We start from the raw sequence: 20,056 nt of genomic DNA, 5'->3' as shown, positions 1-20,056 counted from the left end.
TTATCTTACTTCATTACTCAAAAGAGTCTTATTTTTACCCAAAATAAAATTATATGAACATAAGTACAGACCATTACAAAGGTCTTATAGATCGCCTTGGTGCGTTGAGGAGGTATCTTTGACATCGATGCGAAATTAATAGAAATAGAAAACGAGCAAGAAAAAACCTTGGCGCCTGATTTTTGGAACAATCCGCAGGAAGCACAGGCGCATATGAAATTTATCCAATCTAAAAAGCAATGGGTAGATGATTACAATGCGGCACAAATACTTGTATCAGAATTAGAAGTATTAATAGAATTTCAACAAGAAGGAGAAGTTTCAGAAGAGGAAGTTGAACTACAATACGAGAAAGCATTAAATACCCTTGAAAAAATGGAATTTAAGAATATGCTTTCTGAAGAAGGTGACGAACTACCAGCCGTACTGCAAATTACGGCAGGTGCAGGAGGTACCGAAAGCTGTGATTGGGCTGCAATGCTTATGCGCATGTATATGATGTGGGCAGAAAAGAATGGCTATAAAATTAAAGAACTCAACTACCAAGAAGGAGATGTAGCCGGTATTAAAACGGTAACTCTGGAAATTGATGGTGAATTTGCATTTGGTTGGTTAAAAGGAGAGAATGGCGTACATAGATTGGTACGTATTTCACCGTTTGACAGCAATGCCAAAAGACATACTTCATTTGTTTCTGTTTATGTATATCCTTTGGTAGATGATAGTATTGAGGTTGATATCAACCCTGCAGATATTACTATTACAACTGCTAGATCAAGTGGTGCTGGTGGACAAAATGTAAACAAGGTAGAAACAAAGGTTCAATTAACACACCACCCAACCGGAATTCAAATTTCTTGCTCAGACAGTAGAAGTCAACATGACAATAGGGCTACGGCAATGAAAATGTTGAAATCTCAATTGTACGAAATTGAGCTACGCAAGAAAATGGAGGCACGACAAGAAATTGAATCTTCTAAAATGAAGATAGAATGGGGTTCTCAAATCAGAAACTATGTTATGCATCCTTACAAGCTAGTTAAAGATGTTAGAACGGGAGAAGAGACAGGAAATGTCGACAATGCTATGGACGGAGATATTGATCGGTTTCTTAAAGCATTTCTAATGATGATGGGACAAAAAGAGGAAGAATAACTTTAGCTTTTCCTATTTTCAAAATTGAGATTTGGAAAAGACTATTTATCAAAATTATCACAATGATTAAAATATATCATAATTCACGATGTAGAAAATCTAGAGAAGGTCTTTCTATTTTAGAAAATTCTGGCAAGAAATTTGAAGTAATAAATTACTTAGAAGATGTACCGACTAAAGAAGAGCTTAGAAATATTATTAGTTGTTTAGATATAAAGCCAATTAATCTTATTCGTAAATCTGAAACTATATGGAAAGAGAAATTTAAAAACGTGGCTTTATCAGATAAAGAATTAATCGAGGCAATGATTGCTTACCCAAAGTTAATTGAAAGACCTATTGTCATTAATGGCAACAGAGCTGTAATAGGTAGACCAACATCTAACATAGAGAAACTATTAAATTGGTTTAATCTCTAGTGTAATGTATTAACAAAGAATTAACCATTCGTAATTAAACCAAACTATAATTTTATAATCCAAGCATATGAAAAAAGCAATAAAATTCAGTGGTATCAAATTTTTTATACTACTGTCCATTCTTTTTGGAAGTTCTGAAATTTACGCACAGTACGGTTATGGCAGTGGCGGTTATGGCTATGGTGGACGTGGAAACAATGGTTATGGTAGACAAAGAAGTTCTATACCTCAAGCTCAAGAAACACAAAAAGAACCAGAACCAAAAACGGCTGAGCAATTAGTTGATGGGGAAATGCCTAAGATTACTGAAGCACTTGCCTTAAATGATTTCGAGCAAGCTGTTTTAAGTTCAGTTCTAAAAAAGTATGTGCAAGAGCGTATAGAAGCAAGAATATTAAAACTACCTCCAGAAAAAATGAGCGAGGTTTTTGAAAATATTACTAAAAGGCAAGATGAAGAATTAAAAGCTGGTTTGCCATTAGAAAAGTATGAAGCATTTGTAGCCCTACAAAAAGATGGGGTATCAAAAACGCTAAAGAAGAATAAAAAGAAGAAAAAAGACAAACGAAAGAAATCTAAAAACTAACTTAATGAAAAAACTTTTCCCTTTACTCCTACTAGTACTATCTTTTAATTATATAAATAGTCAAAGACCGGGGGGAAACCGGGAAAGTAGCCCAATTGTTATCACAGGGCAGGTTTTAGATCAAGAAACCAATGAACCATTAGAATATGCAACTTTAGTATTACAAAGTGTAAGAAATCCTGAAATTATCACAGGAGGTATTACTGATATTGATGGTAAATTTAGTGTAGAAACCAAACCAGGTAACTACAATGTAAGTATTGAGTACATTTCTTATAAAACATACAAAAAAGCAAATCAACTACTTTCTGAAAGTACCGATTTAGGTGTAGTAAAACTATCGCTAGATGTAGCTCAGTTAGACGCTGTTGAGGTAGTTGGAGAGAAAACTACGGTAGAGATTCGCTTAGACAAGAAAATATATAATATTGGTAAGGATTTAACCACTAGTGGCGCTACTATAACCGATGCCTTAAATAACGTACCATCTGTAGATGTTGACGTTGAAGGGGCCATAAGTTTACGAGGAAACGCAAATGTGAGAATATTGATAAATGGTAAGCCATCTGCCTTGGCTGGGTTTGGCTCTACTGATGCACTCACGCAGTTACCAGCCGATGCTATTGAAAAAGTTGAGGTAATTACTAGTCCATCTGCACGCTATGATGCTGAGGGTTCTGCAGGTATATTAAATATTATACTTAGAAAAGAAAAAACTCTTGGTTTTAACGGATCTGTAAATACTACAATCGGGTATCCAATTAATAGTGGAATTTCTGTCAATGCTAACTTAAGAACAGATAAATTCAATCTTTTTAACACTACTGGTTATAATTATAGAGATGCGCCGGGTAATGCCTTTTATGATAACACGTATTCATCAGGAAGTTTTGATAGAATAATTGAGGATCGAGAATATAATAGGTTACGAAAAGGATTCAATACTAATTTAGGATTAGAATATTTCTTAACAGAATCATCTTCTGTTACAGGTTCTGTTTTTTATAGATCTTCTGATAGTGAAGATGAAACAGAAAATACCAATCAAAGATTTATCAGTAATTCACTGAATAGCGAAACATTTAGAACCGAGGATGAAAACGAAGATGACGTAAATTATCAGTTTTCATTAAACTATGTAAACGATTTAGATGATGATGGACAAAAATTAACCGTTGACCTTCAATATTCAAAAGGTGAAGAAGATAAATTTTCTATCATACAAGAAAGTAACACTGTACCAAATCAAAATTTAATTGTTTTAGAAAATGTATTTGAGACTGAATCAGACAATGAGTACTTGGTTCAGGCTGATTATGTATTACCTATTGGCGATGCACAGTTCGAGGTTGGTTACCGAGGAACATTTGAAGAAAATGCAACAGATTATCGTTTAGACTCTCTAAATCAAACTAGCGGTCAATACGATATAAATGAAGACCTAACTAATTTATTCACTTACACTGAAAACGTAAACGCGTTGTATACACAATACGGCAATAAATTTGGTAAGTTTTCTTTTTTACTTGGATTAAGATTAGAGAACACAAAATTAAAAGGAGAGTTAGCATCTCTATATGACACTAGTCAATTAGAAGAACAATTAGGGGTTGATGTGGATGTGAATTTTGACAAAAATTACTTAGGTCTTTTCCCTACCGTTAATTTAATTTTAGAGATAGCTGAAAATGAAAATATATCGTTAGGTTATAATAGAAGAATTAATAGACCTAGAGGCTGGTTTATAAATCCATTTCCATCAAGGTCAAGTAGAACGAACATTTTTCAAGGTAATCCAGATTTAAATCCTGCGTTTTCAAATGCTTTCGATTTAGGATATTTAAAAAGATGGGATAAGATTACTTTAACATCATCTATCTATTACCAAAGAGAAACTGATTCTTTTGAGCGCGTGCAAGAAGAAACAGGGCAAACCACTACGGATGGGATTGAGATTATAAGAACTATTCCTATTAATCTATCAACGAACAATAGAATTGGTATAGAGGCAGGAATGATGTATAGCGCGGCTAAATGGTTACGTTTAAATTCTAGCGTTAACTTTTTCCAATTTTCCACGGAAGGTGACTTTAATGGAGTTGATTACGGCACTACCAATACTAGTTGGTTTGCACGATTTAGTTCAAAAGTCTCTTTACCAGCAAAAATAGATTGGCAAACAAATGCCTTCTACCGAGGGCCTTCACAAAATGCGCAAACTGAAAGCGATGGGATTTTTTCATTGAACCTAGCTTTTAGTAAAGACATCTTAAAAGACAATGGTACGATTTCTATGAATGTAAGCGACTTACTTAATTCTAGAAAAAGAAAATCATATACCGAAACAGAGTTTTTTACTTCTGAAAGTGAATTTCAATGGAGAAGAAGACAAGTAACTTTAGGTTTTGTATATAGATTCAACCAGCCAAAAGAAAAAAACAAAGGCTCTCGTGGTAATGGCGGAGACGAAGGTGGAGATGAAATTGAAGGTTAACTTTAAGGAATTACAGGACATAAAAAAAGAAGCCAATTGGCTTCTTTTTTTTATTTATGCTTCTCTTGCGGCTTTCTTTTTGTCGCGTCTTTCTTTTAACAATTCAATTATGTTTCCTCCTAACCAGTAAGGAACAACGAATAATAACAAAAACATCATTAACCAAAAACCTATGGTTAAAATGGTCAAGAAAGCTAAAAATCCTAAATATTGGTCAAAATCAAACATATCCTTATACTTATATATTGCAAAGATACCATAAACGAATTATTTTTTGCAAACGTTAAGCAAAATTAATTTCAATATTCTCAACAATCTTGTCACCATAAAAATAAATGTAAGCCTTATTTTTGAAGCTATTAAATAAGTTAACTTAAGATTCATTAAAATATAATATCATGGAATTTAGAATCGAGAAAGATACTATGGGTAATGTAGAGGTACCCAAAGACAAATATTGGGGTGCGCAAACTGAGCGCTCTAGAAATAATTTTAAAATAGGTCCAACGGCGTCTATGCCTTTAGATATTGTTTATGGATTCGCCTATTTAAAAAAATCGGCGGCATATGCTAATTGTGAACTTGGCGTATTAGCAGAAGAGAAAAGAGATTTAATTGCAAAGGTATGCGATGAAATTTTAGAAGGAAAGCATGATGACCAGTTTCCTTTAGTTATTTGGCAGACAGGTTCTGGTACACAAAGCAACATGAACGTTAATGAAGTTGTTGCCAACAGAGCTCACGAAATTGCTGGCAAAGTAATTGGTGAAGGAGAAAAAACAATTCAACCAAATGATGATGTGAATAAATCACAATCATCAAACGACACATTCCCTACAGGTATGCATATTGCCGCCTATAAAAAAATAGTTGAAGTTACTATCCCTGGTGTAACTCAATTAAGAGATACTTTACAAAAGAAAACTATCGAGTTTAAGAATGTGGTTAAAATAGGACGTACACACCTTATGGATGCCACTCCCCTAACCTTAGGTCAAGAATTTTCAGGATATGTATCTCAATTAGACCATGGTCTAAAAGCATTGAATAACACGCTAGAACACCTTAGTGAATTGGCTCTTGGTGGTACAGCTGTGGGAACGGGATTAAACACTCCGGAAGGATATGATGTACTGGTGGCAAAATACATTGCAGACTTTACCGGACTACCCTTTATTACAGCTAAAAATAAATTCGAAGCACTAGCTGCTCATGATGCCATCGTTGAAAGCCATGGTGCATTAAAACAACTAGCTGTTTCTTTAAATAAAATTGCTAATGACATTCGAATGATGGCTTCTGGTCCACGTTCAGGAATTGGCGAAATTATCATACCAGCAAATGAACCTGGTAGTTCAATAATGCCCGGCAAAGTAAATCCTACACAATGTGAAGCATTAACTATGGTTTGTGCTCAAGTTATGGGTAATGATGTTGCCATTAGTATTGGAGGTACACAAGGTCATTATGAGTTAAATGTATTTAAACCTTTAATGGCAGCTAATATTTTACAATCAGCTCAATTAATTGGTGATGCATGTGCAAGTTTTGAAGAAAATTGTGCTGCTGGCATAGAGCCAAATTATGATGTTATAAAGCAGCTACTAAACAACTCATTGATGTTAGTAACAGCGTTAAATACAAAAATTGGTTATTACAAGGCTGCAGAGATTGCTAATACTGCTCACAAAAACGGAACAACGTTGAAAGAGGAAGCAGTTAATTTAGGCTATGTTTCTCCTGAAGATTATGACGAATGGGTTAAGCCAGAAAATATGGTAGGTAGCTTAAAAGACTAGATTTAGAATTTTTGAAATAAAAAAGGGCGACCAAATTGGTCGCCCTTTTTATATAATAATTTACAACTACTATTTCAAAACGAATTTTGAAGTTCCCAATAATTTTAATTGGTCATCATAAACATTTACCATGTAATTTCCGTCTTTGAAATCACCTGATGGCTTATTGATATAATCACATACATCTAATGATTTGTTTTCAAAATAGAAACTAGTCTCTTTGCTATAAGTTACAGAAGCACCATTATCATTAGATTTAGAATTACTACCACCAAGAACATTTCCTTGAGGATCTAAAACTTCTAAATAAAATTCTCTGTCACCAGCTTGCGCAATAACGTTATCTGCTACAGTAAAGCAAATTTTAAATTTGTCAGTTGCTTTAGCTCTTTGCGTAGAAACCATTTTACCACTGTTACGTTCTTTAACAGCATCTACATTAAATTTAGATAAGTTCAAAGCAGAACCCTTTTCTACAACTTGAGCTAAGTTTGTATTCTGTACAACTAATGAATCATTAAAAACAGTTTGCTTTTCTAATTCAACATACGTACTATCACGTTGCATTGCAATCATAGTGTTAGAACGGGTCAAAGAATCAACTTGTTTTAATAATTGCTCTCTTTCAGCCTTAAGAACACCAACTTGTCTTCTATATCTTGACAAAGTTCCAATATCTGCTTTCATTGTTTTTACAGAATCAATATATTTTGCAATATTGTCTCTTGCGCTAACCAATTCTTCGTTGGTAGCATTACTCTCTAAAATAGCTTTATCATACTCTGATTTTAAGCTATTTAGATCTTCAACTACCAATTCTTTTTCTTTGGTAAGTACTACTTCAGTCTTTTTCTTATCTTGATAAAGACTAACAGTGTAAATGATGGTACCTAAAAGCACAACCCCTAAAAGCGCGGTCAAAACCTTTAAACCATTGTTATTTTTTGTTTCAGTCATAATGTTAAATTTATTAAATGTCTGTTTGTTCAGTTTATATACGTTAAGTCTTAACGTTTAGATTTTTCGATGTTAAATTAATTTAATCTTACCTTTTTTAGGACTAAAAATAAGATAACTTTAAAATAATTATTTTAATAAAGATAAACTATGTTAACTATTGTCCCTTACGAGATAAAATATGCCCAACAATTCAAAGAGCTAAATCTAGCTTGGATTACCGAATATTTTATAGTTGAAGAAAAAGACAGAGAACTATTAGACAATTGTGAATCTTCAATCATTGAAAAAGGCGGATATATTTTTATGGGGTTATGGAACAAAGAGCCTGTTGGTTGCTTCTCACTTCTAAAACAATCTGAAGCTAATTTTGAGCTAAGTAAAATGGCCGTAAGCAGGTCGCACCAAGGGCTTAAAATTGGACAAAATTTACTAATCTTTGCTATAGATTTCGCAAAAAAAAATAAATGGGCTAAGCTTGTTTTATATTCAAGCACAAAACTTGACACTGCTCTGCATATATATAAGAAATTAGGATTTAAAGAAATTCAATTAGAGAATAATATTATTTACCTTAGGTCTGATATTAAAATGGAATTAACGTTGTAAAAAATTAGATAATGAAAAAGAAAAAGTTGCTCATTTTGCTATTAACATTTTCACTTTCTTTTGCCTGTAAAGATGTAAAGAAATCAGGAGATGAAATAGATTCAACTATAGAAAATAGCGAACATACAGCCGAAACCAATAAGGCTTTAAAAACTAAAGGTGAGGAAATAAAAATTGTACCAATAGAACATGCCACAGTAATATTAGAATGGGGCGATGTCACGATATACATAGATCCGACAGGTGGACCTACTGCTTTTGAAAATCAGAAAAAGCCAGATTTAATTTTAATTACAGATATTCATGGCGATCATTTTAACATGGAAACATTGGAAGCCATAGATATTTCACAAGCCAGATTTATACTACCGCAAGCAGTAGCGGACGAGATGCCAGATAAATTTTCCAAGAAACTAGAAATTCTAACCAATGGAGATAGTAAAGAATTTGATGGAATATTAATCGAAGCTATACCTATGTATAATTTGAGAGAAGAGGCTAAAGCTTTTCATGTAAAAGGTCGTGGCAATGGCTATATATTAACTATTAATGGTCAACGTATCTATTTTTCTGGTGACACAGAGGATATACCAGAAATGCGTTCTTTAAAAAATATTGATAAGGCATTTGTTTGTATGAACCTACCGTATACAATGACTGTTGAAAGCGCTGCTTCTGCAGTTTTAGATTTTAAACCTAAACAGGTATATCCATACCACTATAGAGGTCGACCAGATGTAAGTGATGTAGGAATGTTTAAAAAGTTGGTCGATGCAGGAAATCAAGATATTGAAGTAGTTCAATTAGATTGGTACCCTAATGACGAATATTAATTTTAGCTGTTAGCTGTTAGCTGTTAGCTGTTAGCTGTTAGCTGTTAGCTGAAAATTAAAAAGCCCGCAATTGCGGGCTTTTTCTATATAAATATTTTATTATTTATTATCTAATCAATTTTTTATACTTAATTCGTTTCGGCATCAAATCACCACCAAGTCGTTTCTTTTTATTCTCTTCATAATCAGAAAAAGAACCTTCAAAGAAATAAACTTCTGAATTGCCTTCAAAGGCAAGAATGTGGGTACAAACCCTATCTAAAAACCATCTATCGTGAGAGATAACCACAGCACAACCTGCAAAGTTCTCTAAGCCTTCTTCTAAAGCTCGTAGTGTATTTACATCTAAATCATTGGTAGGCTCATCTAATAAAAGTACGTTACCTTCTTCTTTTAAAGTCATGGCTAAATGCAAACGGTTTCGTTCACCACCAGATAGCATACTTACTTTTTTATTCTGCTCGCTACCAGAGAAATTAAACCTGCTTAAATAAGCTCTAGAGTTTACTTGCCTACCGCCCATCATAATGAGTTCTTGCTCATCACTAAAGTTTTGCCAAATTGTTTTCTCAAGATCAATATTTGAATGACTTTGATCTACATATGCTATTTTGGCAGACTCACCCGTTTCGAATTCACCCTTATCAGGTTTTTCCTCTCCCATAATCATCCTGAAAATGGTAGTCTTACCCGCACCGTTTGGTCCAATAATACCAACAATACCCGCCTGAGGTAATTTAAAATTTAAATTCTCATAAAGCAATTTATCTCCAAATGCCTTACTAACACCTTTAGCTTCAATAACATTCGTACCTAAACGTGGCCCGTTAGGAATATATATTTCAAGTTTTTCATCAAGTTGTTTTTGATCTTGACTCATTAACTTATCATAATTCTTAAGACGTGCTTTTTGTTTTGTTTGTCGGCCTTTAGCTCCTTGACGAACCCATTCTAACTCTCGTTCTAATGTTTTTTGTCTTTTAGACGCAGTCTTATTTTCTTGTGCAAGTCGTTTAGATTTTTGATCCAGCCATGAAGAATAGTTCCCTTTCCAAGGAATACCTTCACCCCTATCTAATTCTAAAATCCATCCTGCAACATTATCCAAGAAATATCTATCGTGCGTTACAGCTATAACAGTTCCTTTATACTGTGCTAAATGATGCTCTAACCAATGTACAGATTCTGCATCTAAGTGGTTAGTCGGCTCATCTAGTAAAAGAATTTCTGGTTCTTGCAATAACAATCTACATAATGCAACCCTTCTTCTTTCACCACCAGATAATACTCCTATTTTCTTATCAGGTTCTGGCGTACGAAGTGCATCCATAGCTATTTCTAGCTTGGTATCTAATTCCCAGGCATTAGCTGCATCAATTTTATCTTGCAATACAGCTTGTTGATCCATCAACTTCTGCATTTTATCGGCATCCTCATAAACTTCAGGAAGACCGAACATATCATTTATCTTATTGTATTCATCTAGAATAGCAACTGTTTCTGCTACGCCTTCCTTTACAATTTCTAAAACAGTTTTATTCTCATCTAATTCTGGCTCCTGCTCTAAATAACCAACATTGTAACCTGGAGAAAAAACTACATCACCTTGAAAATTTTTATCAACCCCTGCAATTATCTTTAATAGAGTTGATTTACCCGAACCGTTTAATCCTAAGATTCCGATTTTGGCACCGTAAAAGAAACTTAAGTATATGTTCTTTAAAACGGGTGTATTTGCATTCTTATAGGTTTTCGTAACCCCTGACATGGAGAAGATTACCTTCTTATCATCTGACATAAAATTATAGTATTAAGTGAAATAAAATTTACTACTACCAGTAGAATAAAATGTAGTTTGTAAGGCTGAATAGTTAAACCCTGCCTTTTAGTGCGTTAAATACCCATGCAATTGCAAAGAAACCTATACCTACAGAGGCAAAACCCCAACCGGCAACATCATCATAACGAAAAGCTCCTAAAGCAATTAGAGCAAGACCTACAAAAATCATAATAAAAGTAGCCCATGCGAGCACTGTGTTCTTGTTCATTTTCGAATCAATTAAAATTTAAGCGAATTTCAAATATCGGAAATTTTAAAACATCTGTCCAATTTTAATACGGCTATTATTCAAAGGGAAACACAATTCCGACCTTATTACGCACAGTATCCATAATTTCAATTAAATCTCTGCTATTTTGATGACTCCATAAATCACTTTCTATTTTTCCAGTATTTAAGCAATTGTGCACTTCTTCAATTTCATAGGTATATCCTTTACCTACCTTACCAACCTCAACGACACTAGAATCTCCATCGATTTCTAAAGTGTAGCCTGAAGTTTCATGCCACCTAGGGTGAATAAAAATTGACCCTTTATTACCTGCTATTTCTGCTTTCTTTTCTGAATTAGAATTAAGACCACTGTATAATATGGCTTGTGCTTTTTCATAATTAAAAATCATACTAATCTGCTCCTCAACTCCAGTTTTATAAAAATTGGCACTTGCTTTAATATCCTTTGGCATACCTAACATCAAATAGGATAAAAATATAGGATAAATACCAATATCTAATAATGAACCACCGGCAAGAGCAGGATTTAAAAGTCTACCACTTTCATCACGGTCTAACGCATAAAATGCGAAATCTGCATGTAGATAACCGATATCTCCGATAGTTCCATTATCTACAAGTTCTTTAACTTTTTTAATGGTTGGGTTGAAACGAGTCCATAAAGCTTCCATAAAAAAAACATTATTTTCTTCAGCAACTTTAATCATTTGCTCTACCTCGCCCTTATTGACCCCTACTGGTTTCTCACAAAGTATATTTTTGCCCGACTTCATTGCAGCAATACTTAATTCTGCATGAGTTGTATGGGGTGTGGCAATATAAATTACATCAACAGTATCACTGTTAAATAATTCTTCATAACTACCAAATGCATTTGGTGCACCATACTCGCTAGCAAAAGCCTGTGCCTTTTCTAAATTTCTAGAAGCTACAGCAGTTAATTCGCCCCCATTGACCAGTGCTAAATCTTTTGAAAAACTATGCGCAATGTTACCTGCTCCCACTATACCCCACTTAATCATACTTTTTGTTTTTGTTGCATGAACACCAAAATTAACTCCTTATCTTTATCCGAAGAAAAGCAAATAGAAGGAATGGATTTGAAATTCAATCAGAACGAAGATAGGAATAAGTTGTTATTATCAGACCTCAGACGCAAACTTGCCGAGGTTTCTTTAGGTGGCGGTAAAGCAAAAATTGCTAAACAGCATGACCAAGGTAAAATGACTGCAAGAGAACGAATTGCCTATCTTTTAGATGCAAATTCAGAACGAATAGAAGTAGGAGCATTTGTAGGTGACGGTATGTATGAAGAGCATGGTGGTTGCCCATCTGGAGGTGTTGTTATAAAAATCGGCTACGTAAAAGGCAAACAGTGTATCGTTGTAGCCAATGATGCAACCGTTAAAGCTGGAGCGTGGTTTCCTATTACTGCAAAGAAAAACTTAAGAGCTCAAGAAATTGCTATTGAAAACAAACTGCCTATTATTTATTTAGTGGACAGCGCGGGAGTTTATTTGCCTTTACAGGATGAAATATTCCCTGATAAAGAGCATTTCGGGCGCATATTCAGAAACAATGCGATTATGAGCAGCATGGGAATCACCCAAATATCTGCAGTAATGGGCAGTTGTGTAGCAGGTGGTGCTTACTTACCGATTATGAGCGATGAAGCCTTAATTGTCGACAAGACTGGAAGTATATTTTTGGCCGGAAGTTATTTAGTAAAAGCGGCTATAGGCGAAAGCATTGATAACGAAACTTTAGGTGGGGCCACTACCCACTGTGAAATTAGCGGAGTTACGGATTACAAGGCTAAGGATGATGCTGCTGCATTGGACACCATTAAGAATATCATGGATAAAATTGGTGATTTTCCAAAGGCTGGCTTTAATCGTAAAAAAGCTAGTAAGCCAAAAGAAAACCCAGATGATATTTATGGTATTCTACCAAGTTCGAGATCAGAACAATATGATATGATGGAAATCATTAAACGTCTGGTAGATGATTCTGATTTTGAAGAATATAAGGCTGGTTACGGCCAAACAATTCTTACCGGATATGCACGTATAGATGGGTGGGCTGTTGGCATCGTAGCTAATCAAAGAAAAGTAGTGAAGACTGCGATAGGTGAAATGCAGTTCGGTGGAGTCATCTATTCAGATTCCGCAGATAAGGCAACACGTTTTATAGCTAATTGTAACCAGAAAAAGATTCCGTTAGTGTTTTTACAAGATGTTACCGGTTTTATGGTGGGTAGTAAAAGCGAACACGGTGGCATTATTAAAGATGGCGCCAAAATGGTAAATGCAGTTAGTAATTCTGTCGTACCAAAATTCACTATTATAATAGGAAACAGTTACGGGGCAGGAAACTATGCCATGTGTGGTAAAGCATACGACCCAAGGTTAATTGTTGCTTGGCCAAGTGCAGAGCTCGCCGTGATGAGTGGTAATTCTGCAGCAAAAGTACTTTTACAAATTGAAAAATCTTCGTTAAAAAAGAAGGGTGAAACAATTACTGAGAAAAAAGAAAAAGAGCTTTTCGATAAGATTAAGCAACGGTATGATGATCAGGTATCGCCTTATTACGCAGCTTCTCGTTTATGGACAGATGCTATTATAGACCCAAAGGATACTCGCAAATGGATTTCAATGGGTATAGAGGCGGCAAATCATGCGCCTATTGAAAAGCAATTTAACATGGGAGTGTTGCAGGTTTAATTTTCACTTACTTTTAGATAGCTGTCTAATAACATTGAAACCAAAAAGATGTTGATTCGCACCATTAACATCTAACCTAAAGACTTTAATTTCTTTGGTTTGATTAACTGTATTATAATTTCTATATATAGTAGTTTTTAAGTAAGTGGGGGTTAATTGCTTGTTGCCAAAATATGTTACATTCACTTGCCATTTACCTAAAAGTGTTTCATCTACTTCAAAATCTGTGATAGAAAATCCAAGTTTCTTTTCTTGCATGATTCTGTCAGGTATGTTTTCTAATCTGTGATTCCAATTAAAATATTGATTATTTGGATTCACAAATTGGAGGTTAAACTCAGCTTCACTATCATTCCACTCAAATACCAATCTCGTATTCAAAATCTCATTTTCAACAACCTCATTATTTAAGAAATTATTAGATAAAATCAGGTTGTCTGTTTCTTTTTTAATCAAAGTCTCAAAGTCATCACTCTCACCTTTAAAATAACCTTCTTCTATTAAAAATTTATGCCTTGCCAAAAATGATATAGATGATTCCGGATTGTTTAAATTTCGATAACTTCTAGAAATATCTAAATAACTCTGCGCATAATCAGGTCTTAGTACAAATATCTTTTCATAAAGTTCATGGGCTTTTTCAAATCTATTTTGGGACTCATAATAATACGCTAAGGCTTTTAACCAAACCGGATTGTTTTTAAATCTACGGAAACTAGATTCAATTATATTATCAGCAGCATTTATTCCAAATTTTTCATAAAACAAGTTATAACTATCAATGTAGAAATGAGGGCTTGAAGAAAACAGCGCTGAATACTCCTCATAAACATTAAGAGCGTCTTTTAAGTTAATTGAAGAATTTAGTGACCTCATATAAGTAGGAAGGTCTTCTTCCTTTTCTATATCACTAAGAACTTTTTCATTTACGTAGTTATTTCTTAAACGAGCTTGATCATATCTTTTTAAACTATTTTCTTCTCTAAGTCCGTGAACCCCATTTTTAGTATTTATTATTACTACACCTCCACTCGCTATATGTCCATATCGCCATACCGCTTGAAGACCAGGAATAATTGCTACTCTTTGTACTATAGAAATATCAATCCAAACTGGCGAATCAATAAAAATATTGCCATCTACTTCAAATAGTGCTGATGATTTTTGCCCTACAGATCCCATTCCTCTCAGAAATAATGTTCTTGTTGAAACACCATTATTATCTAAATATGTACCTACGCGAATTCCTGAGCGTCTACTTGCTATGGCACTTAATAAATCTGAACCTGACATAAATTCTGACCCATCTATAACTTTTAAATGATAGGCAATAGTTGCGGGACTGATATACCCAAAAGAAGTATTTACAATTGTAGGGTCAGTAAAATAATCTATCGCAAGTCGTTTTTGTTTACCGATTTTTTCTGTCAATACTACCTCATCTAATTCCTCTACCTTAGGTTGCATTTTTAAATTCAAGATTGATGTAACATCTTCAATAAGAATTAAAATTGTATCCATTCCAATATGAGTAAACTTTAACTCATCCTTAGGTTTGGCTATTACAATATATTGTCCATTCTTATTTGTAAAAGTGTTAACACCCGAAGAAAGGTTGGAAACATTTACATCAGATAAAGAAATACCATCTGTACTTATACGTCCTTGTATTTTTTGTTGTCCAAATACGTTTACAATTAAAAAAAGAAAAAGAAAAACAACAATGACTCTCATAATCAACATTTTATCTAATTATTCTTTAATAATAATAATAATAATAACATGATTGATAAAATGGTTTTTAATTCCCAAAAAGACACCCGCAAATGGATTTCAATGGGTATAGAGGCCGCAAATCATGCGCCTATTGAAAAGCAATTTAACATGGGAGTGTTGCAGGTTTAGTTAGCTACAACACTCGCTGCATTAGAAACCGTAAACAATTGCTGATTAACATTACGTAGACCAAGTTTAAAAACCTTTGTTTCTTTTCGTTGCGATGCACTACCGTAGTTATAATACACAGTGGCTTTCAAATACGTTGGAGTCAAACTTTTATTACCTAAATAGGTAGCATTAACCAACCAATTCCCACGAAGTGTATCATCTATTAAATATTCTTCACTAGAGAAACCTGAACGTTTTTCGCTTTGAATTCTCTCAGCATCTGCAACTAATGAATGCTCACTTTTATAGTATCTCTTTTCTGGATTTACAAATTGCAATTCAAATTCTGCCTCACTATCACTCCATTCAAAAACCAAACGAGTTCCTTTAAATTCATCATCTAGCTTAATTTCATTTACTTGACTCGTTGATACAAGTTCGGCACCCTTTAAGCTAACTAAATTGTTTAATTCACGATCCAAAATAATTTTCAAATCTTCATCCGCTTGCACCAAATTCTCATTCAATAAATAATCATATCGCAAATACATTGCTGCAGCTTTTTGATGATGACCAAGTTCACGATAACTATTAGCTAAATCTATATAAGACTGTGCATAATCTGCTCTGAGTGTATACACATCCTCATACAATTTATTCGCTTTTTTAAACTGTCCCTCAGCTTGATAGATGTACGCAAGAGATTTCAATGCTATTGGGTTACTAGCTATAACGTTATGGTTATCCTCAATAATCATCTCTGCAAAATCTTGATTTTTCCATCTATTAGAAAAATAATCATAGGTATCTAAAACATAGTAAAAAGAGCTACTATATTTTTTAATTTGTTCAGCATAGATTGCCTTTGCTTCTTCTTCCGTACCCGCTGTCAAAAGCTCGATTAAATAGTTTGGTTTCCCTTCATTAAAATCAACAATGTTTAGCGCTGAATTATCATACTTATTATTTTTTACTTTTACATAATCAATAAGTTTACCATCTACCGTTCTAGAATATGTACTAGCTTTAGTGTTAATCACAATAACACCACCAGCTCCTATAGACCCATATCGTGTAGTCATAGCTAGATTATTTAAAACAGCCAATCGTTTAATAGCAGCGGGTGCTATCCAAGTAGGAGTTTGGGTTAATATTTGTCCATCAACATCATAAACAGCAGGTGGAGCTTGACTAACGGAATTTAATCCTCTAATATATATTAGACCTCCATATACGCAATCCCCTACAACATTTACTCCTGGAAATTCATTTTTCATTAAATCAAGAATACAAATACCAACATCATTAATTTGATTTTCTTGTAAAAATCTAATTTTGCCTGGTGCAGTCTCGCTATCTAGAATACCATATGCCGTTTTTATAAGATTTGGGTTATAACTATACTCTTGTTGCAGCTCATTCTGTGATTTTCTATTACTACCTTTTACAGTAACCTCATCTAGTTGATGTATCTCCTGACTCATTTCTATATTCAATATACGAGTAACGTCTTCAACTAGAATTTGTACATCATTTAGACCAGGATATGTATATTGAATGACATCTCTTGGTTCAGCTGATATCTGGTAAAACCCGTTTGCATTTGTCTTGGTCGCCGTATCTGAATCAATTATAGAAATCTGAACATTTGCCAAGGGACTATCCATTTGTGTAACCTTACCTTTCACAGTATTACTTTGTGCTTGAATATTCTTAACAAAAGTTACTAGTACTAGAAGAATCAGAATATTTTTCATAGAAATATTATTAACGATTACATTAATTTATAGTATCAAAAATTAAACCATATTAAAGTTTTATGAAATAAAAACATCAAGAATGTATTAATTCAACTTATCCACCCCTAAAGTCGGTAAATAAAATAAATTTTGATTCACATTTTTCAAAGACAACCTATAAAGTCTAATAACACTTTCTTCATTATCCGTACCATAACCAGAAAAAGATGTCACTTTTAAATATGTAGGTAAGCCACTTTCGTTACCATGATAGTTTATATTAACTGTCCATTGTCCTTTAATTTCACTTTCAAGAAAAAACTCTTTACTAGAAGAATGCTCACTTTTACCAAAATATTCATTCTGGTAGTTTCTTGACGTACTGGAAACAAAATAACGTTGTTCAGGATTAACAAACTGAAGATCAAATTCTGCTTCATCATCGCTCCACTCAAAAAGAAGACGTGTATCTGCTCCCTCGCGCATAGCAGTCACTTCTTTTAAATCTTCTGAGCTAATTGCATAATCTGTTTTATGTTGCAAAAAATGATTAAACTCTGTGGTTATTACAGGATGTAAACCAACAGTATCAGCCACAAGAAAGGATTCATTTAATAATTTGGTGTACCTGCTATATAAATTAGCTGCTTTCTGCACCTCATTTATCTCAACATAACTATTTGCCATATCTCTATATGATTGGGCATAATTAGGCCTTTGTACAAAAACATTTTTATAGAGTTCATTAGCTTTTTCAAATTTATTTTCTCGCTGAAAAGCATATGCCAATGCCTTCATTTCATTTACGTTAGTTTCAAATAATAATTGATGTTTAGAAATTATTTCGTTATTGAAACTTTCACCTTTCCAATTAGATGTAAAATAAAGATAAGCGTCAATAAAAAACGAAGCAGAACTACTATAAAGCTTCTCATTTTCTTGATATACTTTTTTAGCCGCGTCGAAACTATTACTAGCAAAAAGAGCTTGAAGGTAGTTAGGGGAATTTTTATTTACCTGCTCTTTACTTATAGCATCGTGTTCATAAATATTATTTCGAATTTTAGCTTGGTCACTATTTTTCATACCCCCTTTACTAGAGTAAACGGCCGCTTTAGTTCTAATTGCTATAACTCCCCCTGCGGCAACTTGCCCATATCTAGTAGCAGCTGCCAAACCCGGTATTACCGCTACCCGATCAATTGCCGCAACATCTAAAAAATAAGGCACCTCTTCGTAAATTATACCATCAACTTCAAAAATCGCTTTGCGTTTATTATTAATAGAACCGTATCCACGAATAAAAACATACTTTTCACGATAATTTCCCCATAATACGCGCAGACCAGGCACCTTTCCATCTAAAGCGTCTAAAATATTTGAACCAGCCAAGTTTAAATCTTTACCGTTTACAATAGTTATAGCATTGCCTGTTGTTTTCTTATCAATAGTACCAAAACCTGTTTTAGCAAATTCATCATTCGTTAAGTATTCAGAAAACATTTCAGCCTCGGTTTTCTTTAATCGCGCTCTTTCAGTAACGGTAACACCTGCTAGTTCTTCAACCATCACATTCATGGTGACGTTGATATTATGTATTGTCTCCAAAACGGTACGTTCCACTTTTTCGAAACCCAAATAATCAAAACTGATGATGTCACCTATTTGTGCCATAATGGTATACCTACCATATACATCGGTTTGGGTTTGTTTCAATGACTCGGCTATTTGAACAGTAGCATTTTCAACTGGCTTACCATTGTTGAACACAAAACCTGTGATAGATCGATGTGTTTTTATAGGGCTTGTATTCACCATCTGCGCCTTAAAAGATTTTTCAAGAACCTTGTTTCGGGAGTAATTTGCAATTTGTGACATATCAACATCATCATCAAGTACCGAAGTATCTAAATAAAAAGTCATAGCATCACCTCTAAACGTCTTCCATTGACCTTGACTAACATACCTTCTATATGAAGTACTTGGCCTATAATCCGCTGCCAAAACCAGACCTACCCTTTTACCATAGACTTCCAAAAGTTCCAATCCAATACTAAAATCGTTATCTACAATTAAGTCATACGATTTTAAATCGACCGATACTTTTCCGGGGTCCTTACCTATCATTTTGGTAACGTTCTTTTTCAGTAACTTTTCTTCAGGATAAATTGTCCCTCCTTTATAAATATTGATACGCATCAAAACACTATCTGCGTAGTTCTCGTTTACGTAAAAATGAAATTCTTTTAGGTAGTGCTTTTTTCTACCTACATCTATTTTGGTAACCAATTCAGCACCCAGTGAACCATCACCTTTCCAGTACCCCAATTTATTTTTACTTGGGTAAGAAAAACCTATAATTTCATCGCTTTTTTGTCGTAGATATTTAGCGCTGACCACAGCTTCATTTAACTGCATAGCTTCAGGTTCCATTAAAACCTTTTCAAAAAGAGTATCATCAAAATTGATGTCAGTTATTTTTCTTTGGATAGTGCGATATCCTACTGAAGAGAACTGTAAAATATCATCACCAGAATATTTAGATTTATTAATTTCTAGGTAAAACTTACCATCTATATTACTTACCGTACCTACTCCTTTATTGACTATACCTATATTTACAAATGGAAGTGACTCTTTAGTATCCGAGTCATAAACAACACCTTTTATTTGATCTTGAGCAAATGCACCAAAATTTAGTGCACATACAAAAAAGTAAAAAAAGTAATTTTTGTAGCCTTTTAAATCTAAAGTCATAAGCAAATCTAATTAACCGTATAT

General features: G+C 33.9%; 17 protein-coding genes. 9 read left to right on the top strand and 8 right to left on the bottom strand.

Features of this window, described 5'->3' with window-relative positions; all coding sequences use genetic code 11:
* The first annotated feature begins 53 nt into the window (after positions 1 to 53).
* From prfB to AAC084_RS15390, 4 genes are all read left to right on the top strand, one after another.
* Positions 54 to 1,155, top strand: a protein-coding gene (gene prfB, locus AAC084_RS15405) for a peptide chain release factor 2 (RefSeq protein ID WP_339841097.1) whose coding sequence is annotated in 2 segments (ribosomal slippage) — positions 54 to 119 and positions 121 to 1,155 — 1,101 coding nt in all. Because the reading frame shifts where the segments join, the coding sequence is not laid out codon by codon here.
* A gap of 62 nt (positions 1,156 to 1,217) precedes the next feature.
* On the top strand, positions 1,218 to 1,574 hold the full coding sequence (gene arsC / locus AAC084_RS15400; RefSeq protein ID WP_339841096.1) for an arsenate reductase (glutaredoxin): 357 nt from the start codon (positions 1,218 to 1,220) through the stop codon (positions 1,572 to 1,574).
* A gap of 67 nt (positions 1,575 to 1,641) precedes the next feature.
* Complete coding sequence (locus tag AAC084_RS15395; RefSeq protein ID WP_339841095.1) at positions 1,642 to 2,160, top strand: hypothetical protein; 519 nt, start codon at positions 1,642 to 1,644, stop codon at positions 2,158 to 2,160.
* A gap of 4 nt (positions 2,161 to 2,164) precedes the next feature.
* Positions 2,165 to 4,654, top strand: coding sequence for a TonB-dependent receptor (locus AAC084_RS15390; protein ID WP_339841094.1), 2,490 nt, complete (start codon positions 2,165 to 2,167; stop codon positions 4,652 to 4,654).
* A gap of 54 nt (positions 4,655 to 4,708) precedes the next feature.
* Here AAC084_RS15390 and AAC084_RS15385 read toward each other — a convergent pair whose 3' ends face one another.
* Positions 4,709 to 4,882 (bottom strand): hypothetical protein, encoded by a 174-nt coding sequence (locus AAC084_RS15385; protein WP_091609002.1) that lies wholly within the window; start codon positions 4,880 to 4,882, stop codon positions 4,709 to 4,711.
* Between the two features lie 170 nt (positions 4,883 to 5,052).
* Between AAC084_RS15385 and fumC the strand changes: the two genes are divergently transcribed.
* Positions 5,053 to 6,453, top strand: a complete 1,401-nt coding sequence (fumC, locus tag AAC084_RS15380; RefSeq protein WP_339841093.1) for a class II fumarate hydratase — start codon at positions 5,053 to 5,055, stop codon at positions 6,451 to 6,453.
* A gap of 69 nt (positions 6,454 to 6,522) precedes the next feature.
* Here fumC and AAC084_RS15375 read toward each other — a convergent pair whose 3' ends face one another.
* Complete coding sequence (locus tag AAC084_RS15375) at positions 6,523 to 7,410, bottom strand: hypothetical protein (protein WP_339841092.1); 888 nt, start codon at positions 7,408 to 7,410, stop codon at positions 6,523 to 6,525.
* Between the two features lie 150 nt (positions 7,411 to 7,560).
* On the opposite strand from AAC084_RS15375, the gene AAC084_RS15370 reads away from it, so the two are divergent.
* A complete protein-coding gene (locus AAC084_RS15370; RefSeq protein ID WP_339841091.1) occupies positions 7,561 to 8,019 on the top strand; it encodes a GNAT family N-acetyltransferase in 459 nt (152 codons plus the stop codon).
* Between the two features lie 11 nt (positions 8,020 to 8,030).
* A complete protein-coding gene (locus tag AAC084_RS15365) occupies positions 8,031 to 8,852 on the top strand; it encodes an MBL fold metallo-hydrolase (protein ID WP_339841090.1) in 822 nt (273 codons plus the stop codon).
* A 106-nt stretch (positions 8,853 to 8,958) separates the two neighbouring features.
* Here the strand turns inward: AAC084_RS15365 and ettA are convergent, their stop codons facing one another.
* From ettA to AAC084_RS15350, 3 genes are all read right to left on the bottom strand, one after another.
* A complete protein-coding gene (gene ettA, locus AAC084_RS15360) occupies positions 8,959 to 10,650 on the bottom strand; it encodes an energy-dependent translational throttle protein EttA (protein WP_339841089.1) in 1,692 nt (563 codons plus the stop codon).
* Between the two features lie 73 nt (positions 10,651 to 10,723).
* Positions 10,724 to 10,900: a CAL67264 family membrane protein gene (locus AAC084_RS15355; protein ID WP_089261541.1), complete on the bottom strand. Its 177-nt coding sequence runs from the start codon at positions 10,898 to 10,900 to the stop codon at positions 10,724 to 10,726.
* 76 nt (positions 10,901 to 10,976) lie between these two features.
* Positions 10,977 to 11,948 carry a Gfo/Idh/MocA family oxidoreductase gene (locus AAC084_RS15350; RefSeq protein ID WP_339841088.1) on the bottom strand — a complete coding sequence of 324 codons (972 nt, stop codon included), beginning with the start codon at positions 11,946 to 11,948 and terminating at the stop codon, positions 10,977 to 10,979.
* A gap of 72 nt (positions 11,949 to 12,020) precedes the next feature.
* Here AAC084_RS15350 and AAC084_RS15345 point away from each other — a divergent pair, with 72 nt between their 5' ends.
* Complete coding sequence (locus tag AAC084_RS15345; protein WP_339841136.1) at positions 12,021 to 13,649, top strand: acyl-CoA carboxylase subunit beta; 1,629 nt, start codon at positions 12,021 to 12,023, stop codon at positions 13,647 to 13,649.
* Positions 13,650 to 13,652: 3 nt separating this feature from the next.
* On the opposite strand, the gene AAC084_RS15340 is transcribed toward AAC084_RS15345, so the two are convergent.
* Positions 13,653 to 15,383, bottom strand: a complete 1,731-nt coding sequence (locus AAC084_RS15340; RefSeq protein ID WP_339841087.1) for a hypothetical protein — start codon at positions 15,381 to 15,383, stop codon at positions 13,653 to 13,655.
* A gap of 48 nt (positions 15,384 to 15,431) precedes the next feature.
* On the opposite strand from AAC084_RS15340, the gene AAC084_RS15335 reads away from it, so the two are divergent.
* Positions 15,432 to 15,554, top strand: a complete 123-nt coding sequence (locus AAC084_RS15335; RefSeq protein ID WP_339841086.1) for a hypothetical protein — start codon at positions 15,432 to 15,434, stop codon at positions 15,552 to 15,554.
* Here AAC084_RS15335 and AAC084_RS15330 read toward each other — a convergent pair.
* Both AAC084_RS15330 and AAC084_RS15325 read right to left on the bottom strand, forming a co-directional pair.
* Positions 15,551 to 17,293: a carboxypeptidase-like regulatory domain-containing protein gene (locus AAC084_RS15330; RefSeq protein WP_339841085.1), complete on the bottom strand. Its 1,743-nt coding sequence runs from the start codon at positions 17,291 to 17,293 to the stop codon at positions 15,551 to 15,553. The two genes, AAC084_RS15335 and AAC084_RS15330, sit on opposite strands and share 4 nt — an antisense overlap.
* Positions 17,294 to 17,380: 87 nt before the next feature.
* The gene (locus AAC084_RS15325; protein WP_339841084.1) at positions 17,381 to 20,032 is read right to left on the bottom strand and encodes a carboxypeptidase-like regulatory domain-containing protein; all 2,652 of its coding nucleotides are present in this window, start codon (positions 20,030 to 20,032) and stop codon (positions 17,381 to 17,383) included.
* Between the last annotated feature and the right edge of the window lie 24 nt (positions 20,033 to 20,056).

Origin of the sequence: uncultured Maribacter sp. (assembly GCF_963977385.1) — a bacterium.
GTDB lineage: Bacteria > Bacteroidota > Bacteroidia > Flavobacteriales > Flavobacteriaceae > Maribacter.
This window is presented reverse-complemented; position numbering and strand designations above follow the sequence as displayed.

What these genes read in the sequence shown, in the direction of transcription:
- arsC (WP_339841096.1), top strand. Translation starts at nt 1,218, where the DNA reads ATGATTAAAATATATCATAATTCACGATGTAGAAAATCTAGAGAAGGT.
- AAC084_RS15395 (WP_339841095.1), top strand. Translation starts at nt 1,642, where the DNA reads ATGAAAAAAGCAATAAAATTCAGTGGTATCAAATTTTTTATACTACTG.
- AAC084_RS15390 (WP_339841094.1), top strand. Translation starts at nt 2,165, where the DNA reads ATGAAAAAACTTTTCCCTTTACTCCTACTAGTACTATCTTTTAATTAT.
- AAC084_RS15385 (WP_091609002.1), bottom strand. Translation starts at nt 4,882, where the DNA reads ATGTTTGATTTTGACCAATATTTAGGATTTTTAGCTTTCTTGACCATT.
- fumC (WP_339841093.1), top strand. Translation starts at nt 5,053, where the DNA reads ATGGAATTTAGAATCGAGAAAGATACTATGGGTAATGTAGAGGTACCC.
- AAC084_RS15375 (WP_339841092.1), bottom strand. Translation starts at nt 7,410, where the DNA reads ATGACTGAAACAAAAAATAACAATGGTTTAAAGGTTTTGACCGCGCTT.
- AAC084_RS15370 (WP_339841091.1), top strand. Translation starts at nt 7,561, where the DNA reads ATGTTAACTATTGTCCCTTACGAGATAAAATATGCCCAACAATTCAAA.
- AAC084_RS15365 (WP_339841090.1), top strand. Translation starts at nt 8,031, where the DNA reads ATGAAAAAGAAAAAGTTGCTCATTTTGCTATTAACATTTTCACTTTCT.
- ettA (WP_339841089.1), bottom strand. Translation starts at nt 10,650, where the DNA reads ATGTCAGATGATAAGAAGGTAATCTTCTCCATGTCAGGGGTTACGAAA.
- AAC084_RS15355 (WP_089261541.1), bottom strand. Translation starts at nt 10,900, where the DNA reads ATGAACAAGAACACAGTGCTCGCATGGGCTACTTTTATTATGATTTTT.
- AAC084_RS15350 (WP_339841088.1), bottom strand. Translation starts at nt 11,948, where the DNA reads ATGATTAAGTGGGGTATAGTGGGAGCAGGTAACATTGCGCATAGTTTT.
- AAC084_RS15345 (WP_339841136.1), top strand. Translation starts at nt 12,021, where the DNA reads ATGGATTTGAAATTCAATCAGAACGAAGATAGGAATAAGTTGTTATTA.
- AAC084_RS15340 (WP_339841087.1), bottom strand. Translation starts at nt 15,383, where the DNA reads ATGAGAGTCATTGTTGTTTTTCTTTTTCTTTTTTTAATTGTAAACGTA.
- AAC084_RS15335 (WP_339841086.1), top strand. Translation starts at nt 15,432, where the DNA reads ATGATTGATAAAATGGTTTTTAATTCCCAAAAAGACACCCGCAAATGG.
- AAC084_RS15330 (WP_339841085.1), bottom strand. Translation starts at nt 17,293, where the DNA reads ATGAAAAATATTCTGATTCTTCTAGTACTAGTAACTTTTGTTAAGAAT.
- AAC084_RS15325 (WP_339841084.1), bottom strand. Translation starts at nt 20,032, where the DNA reads ATGACTTTAGATTTAAAAGGCTACAAAAATTACTTTTTTTACTTTTTT.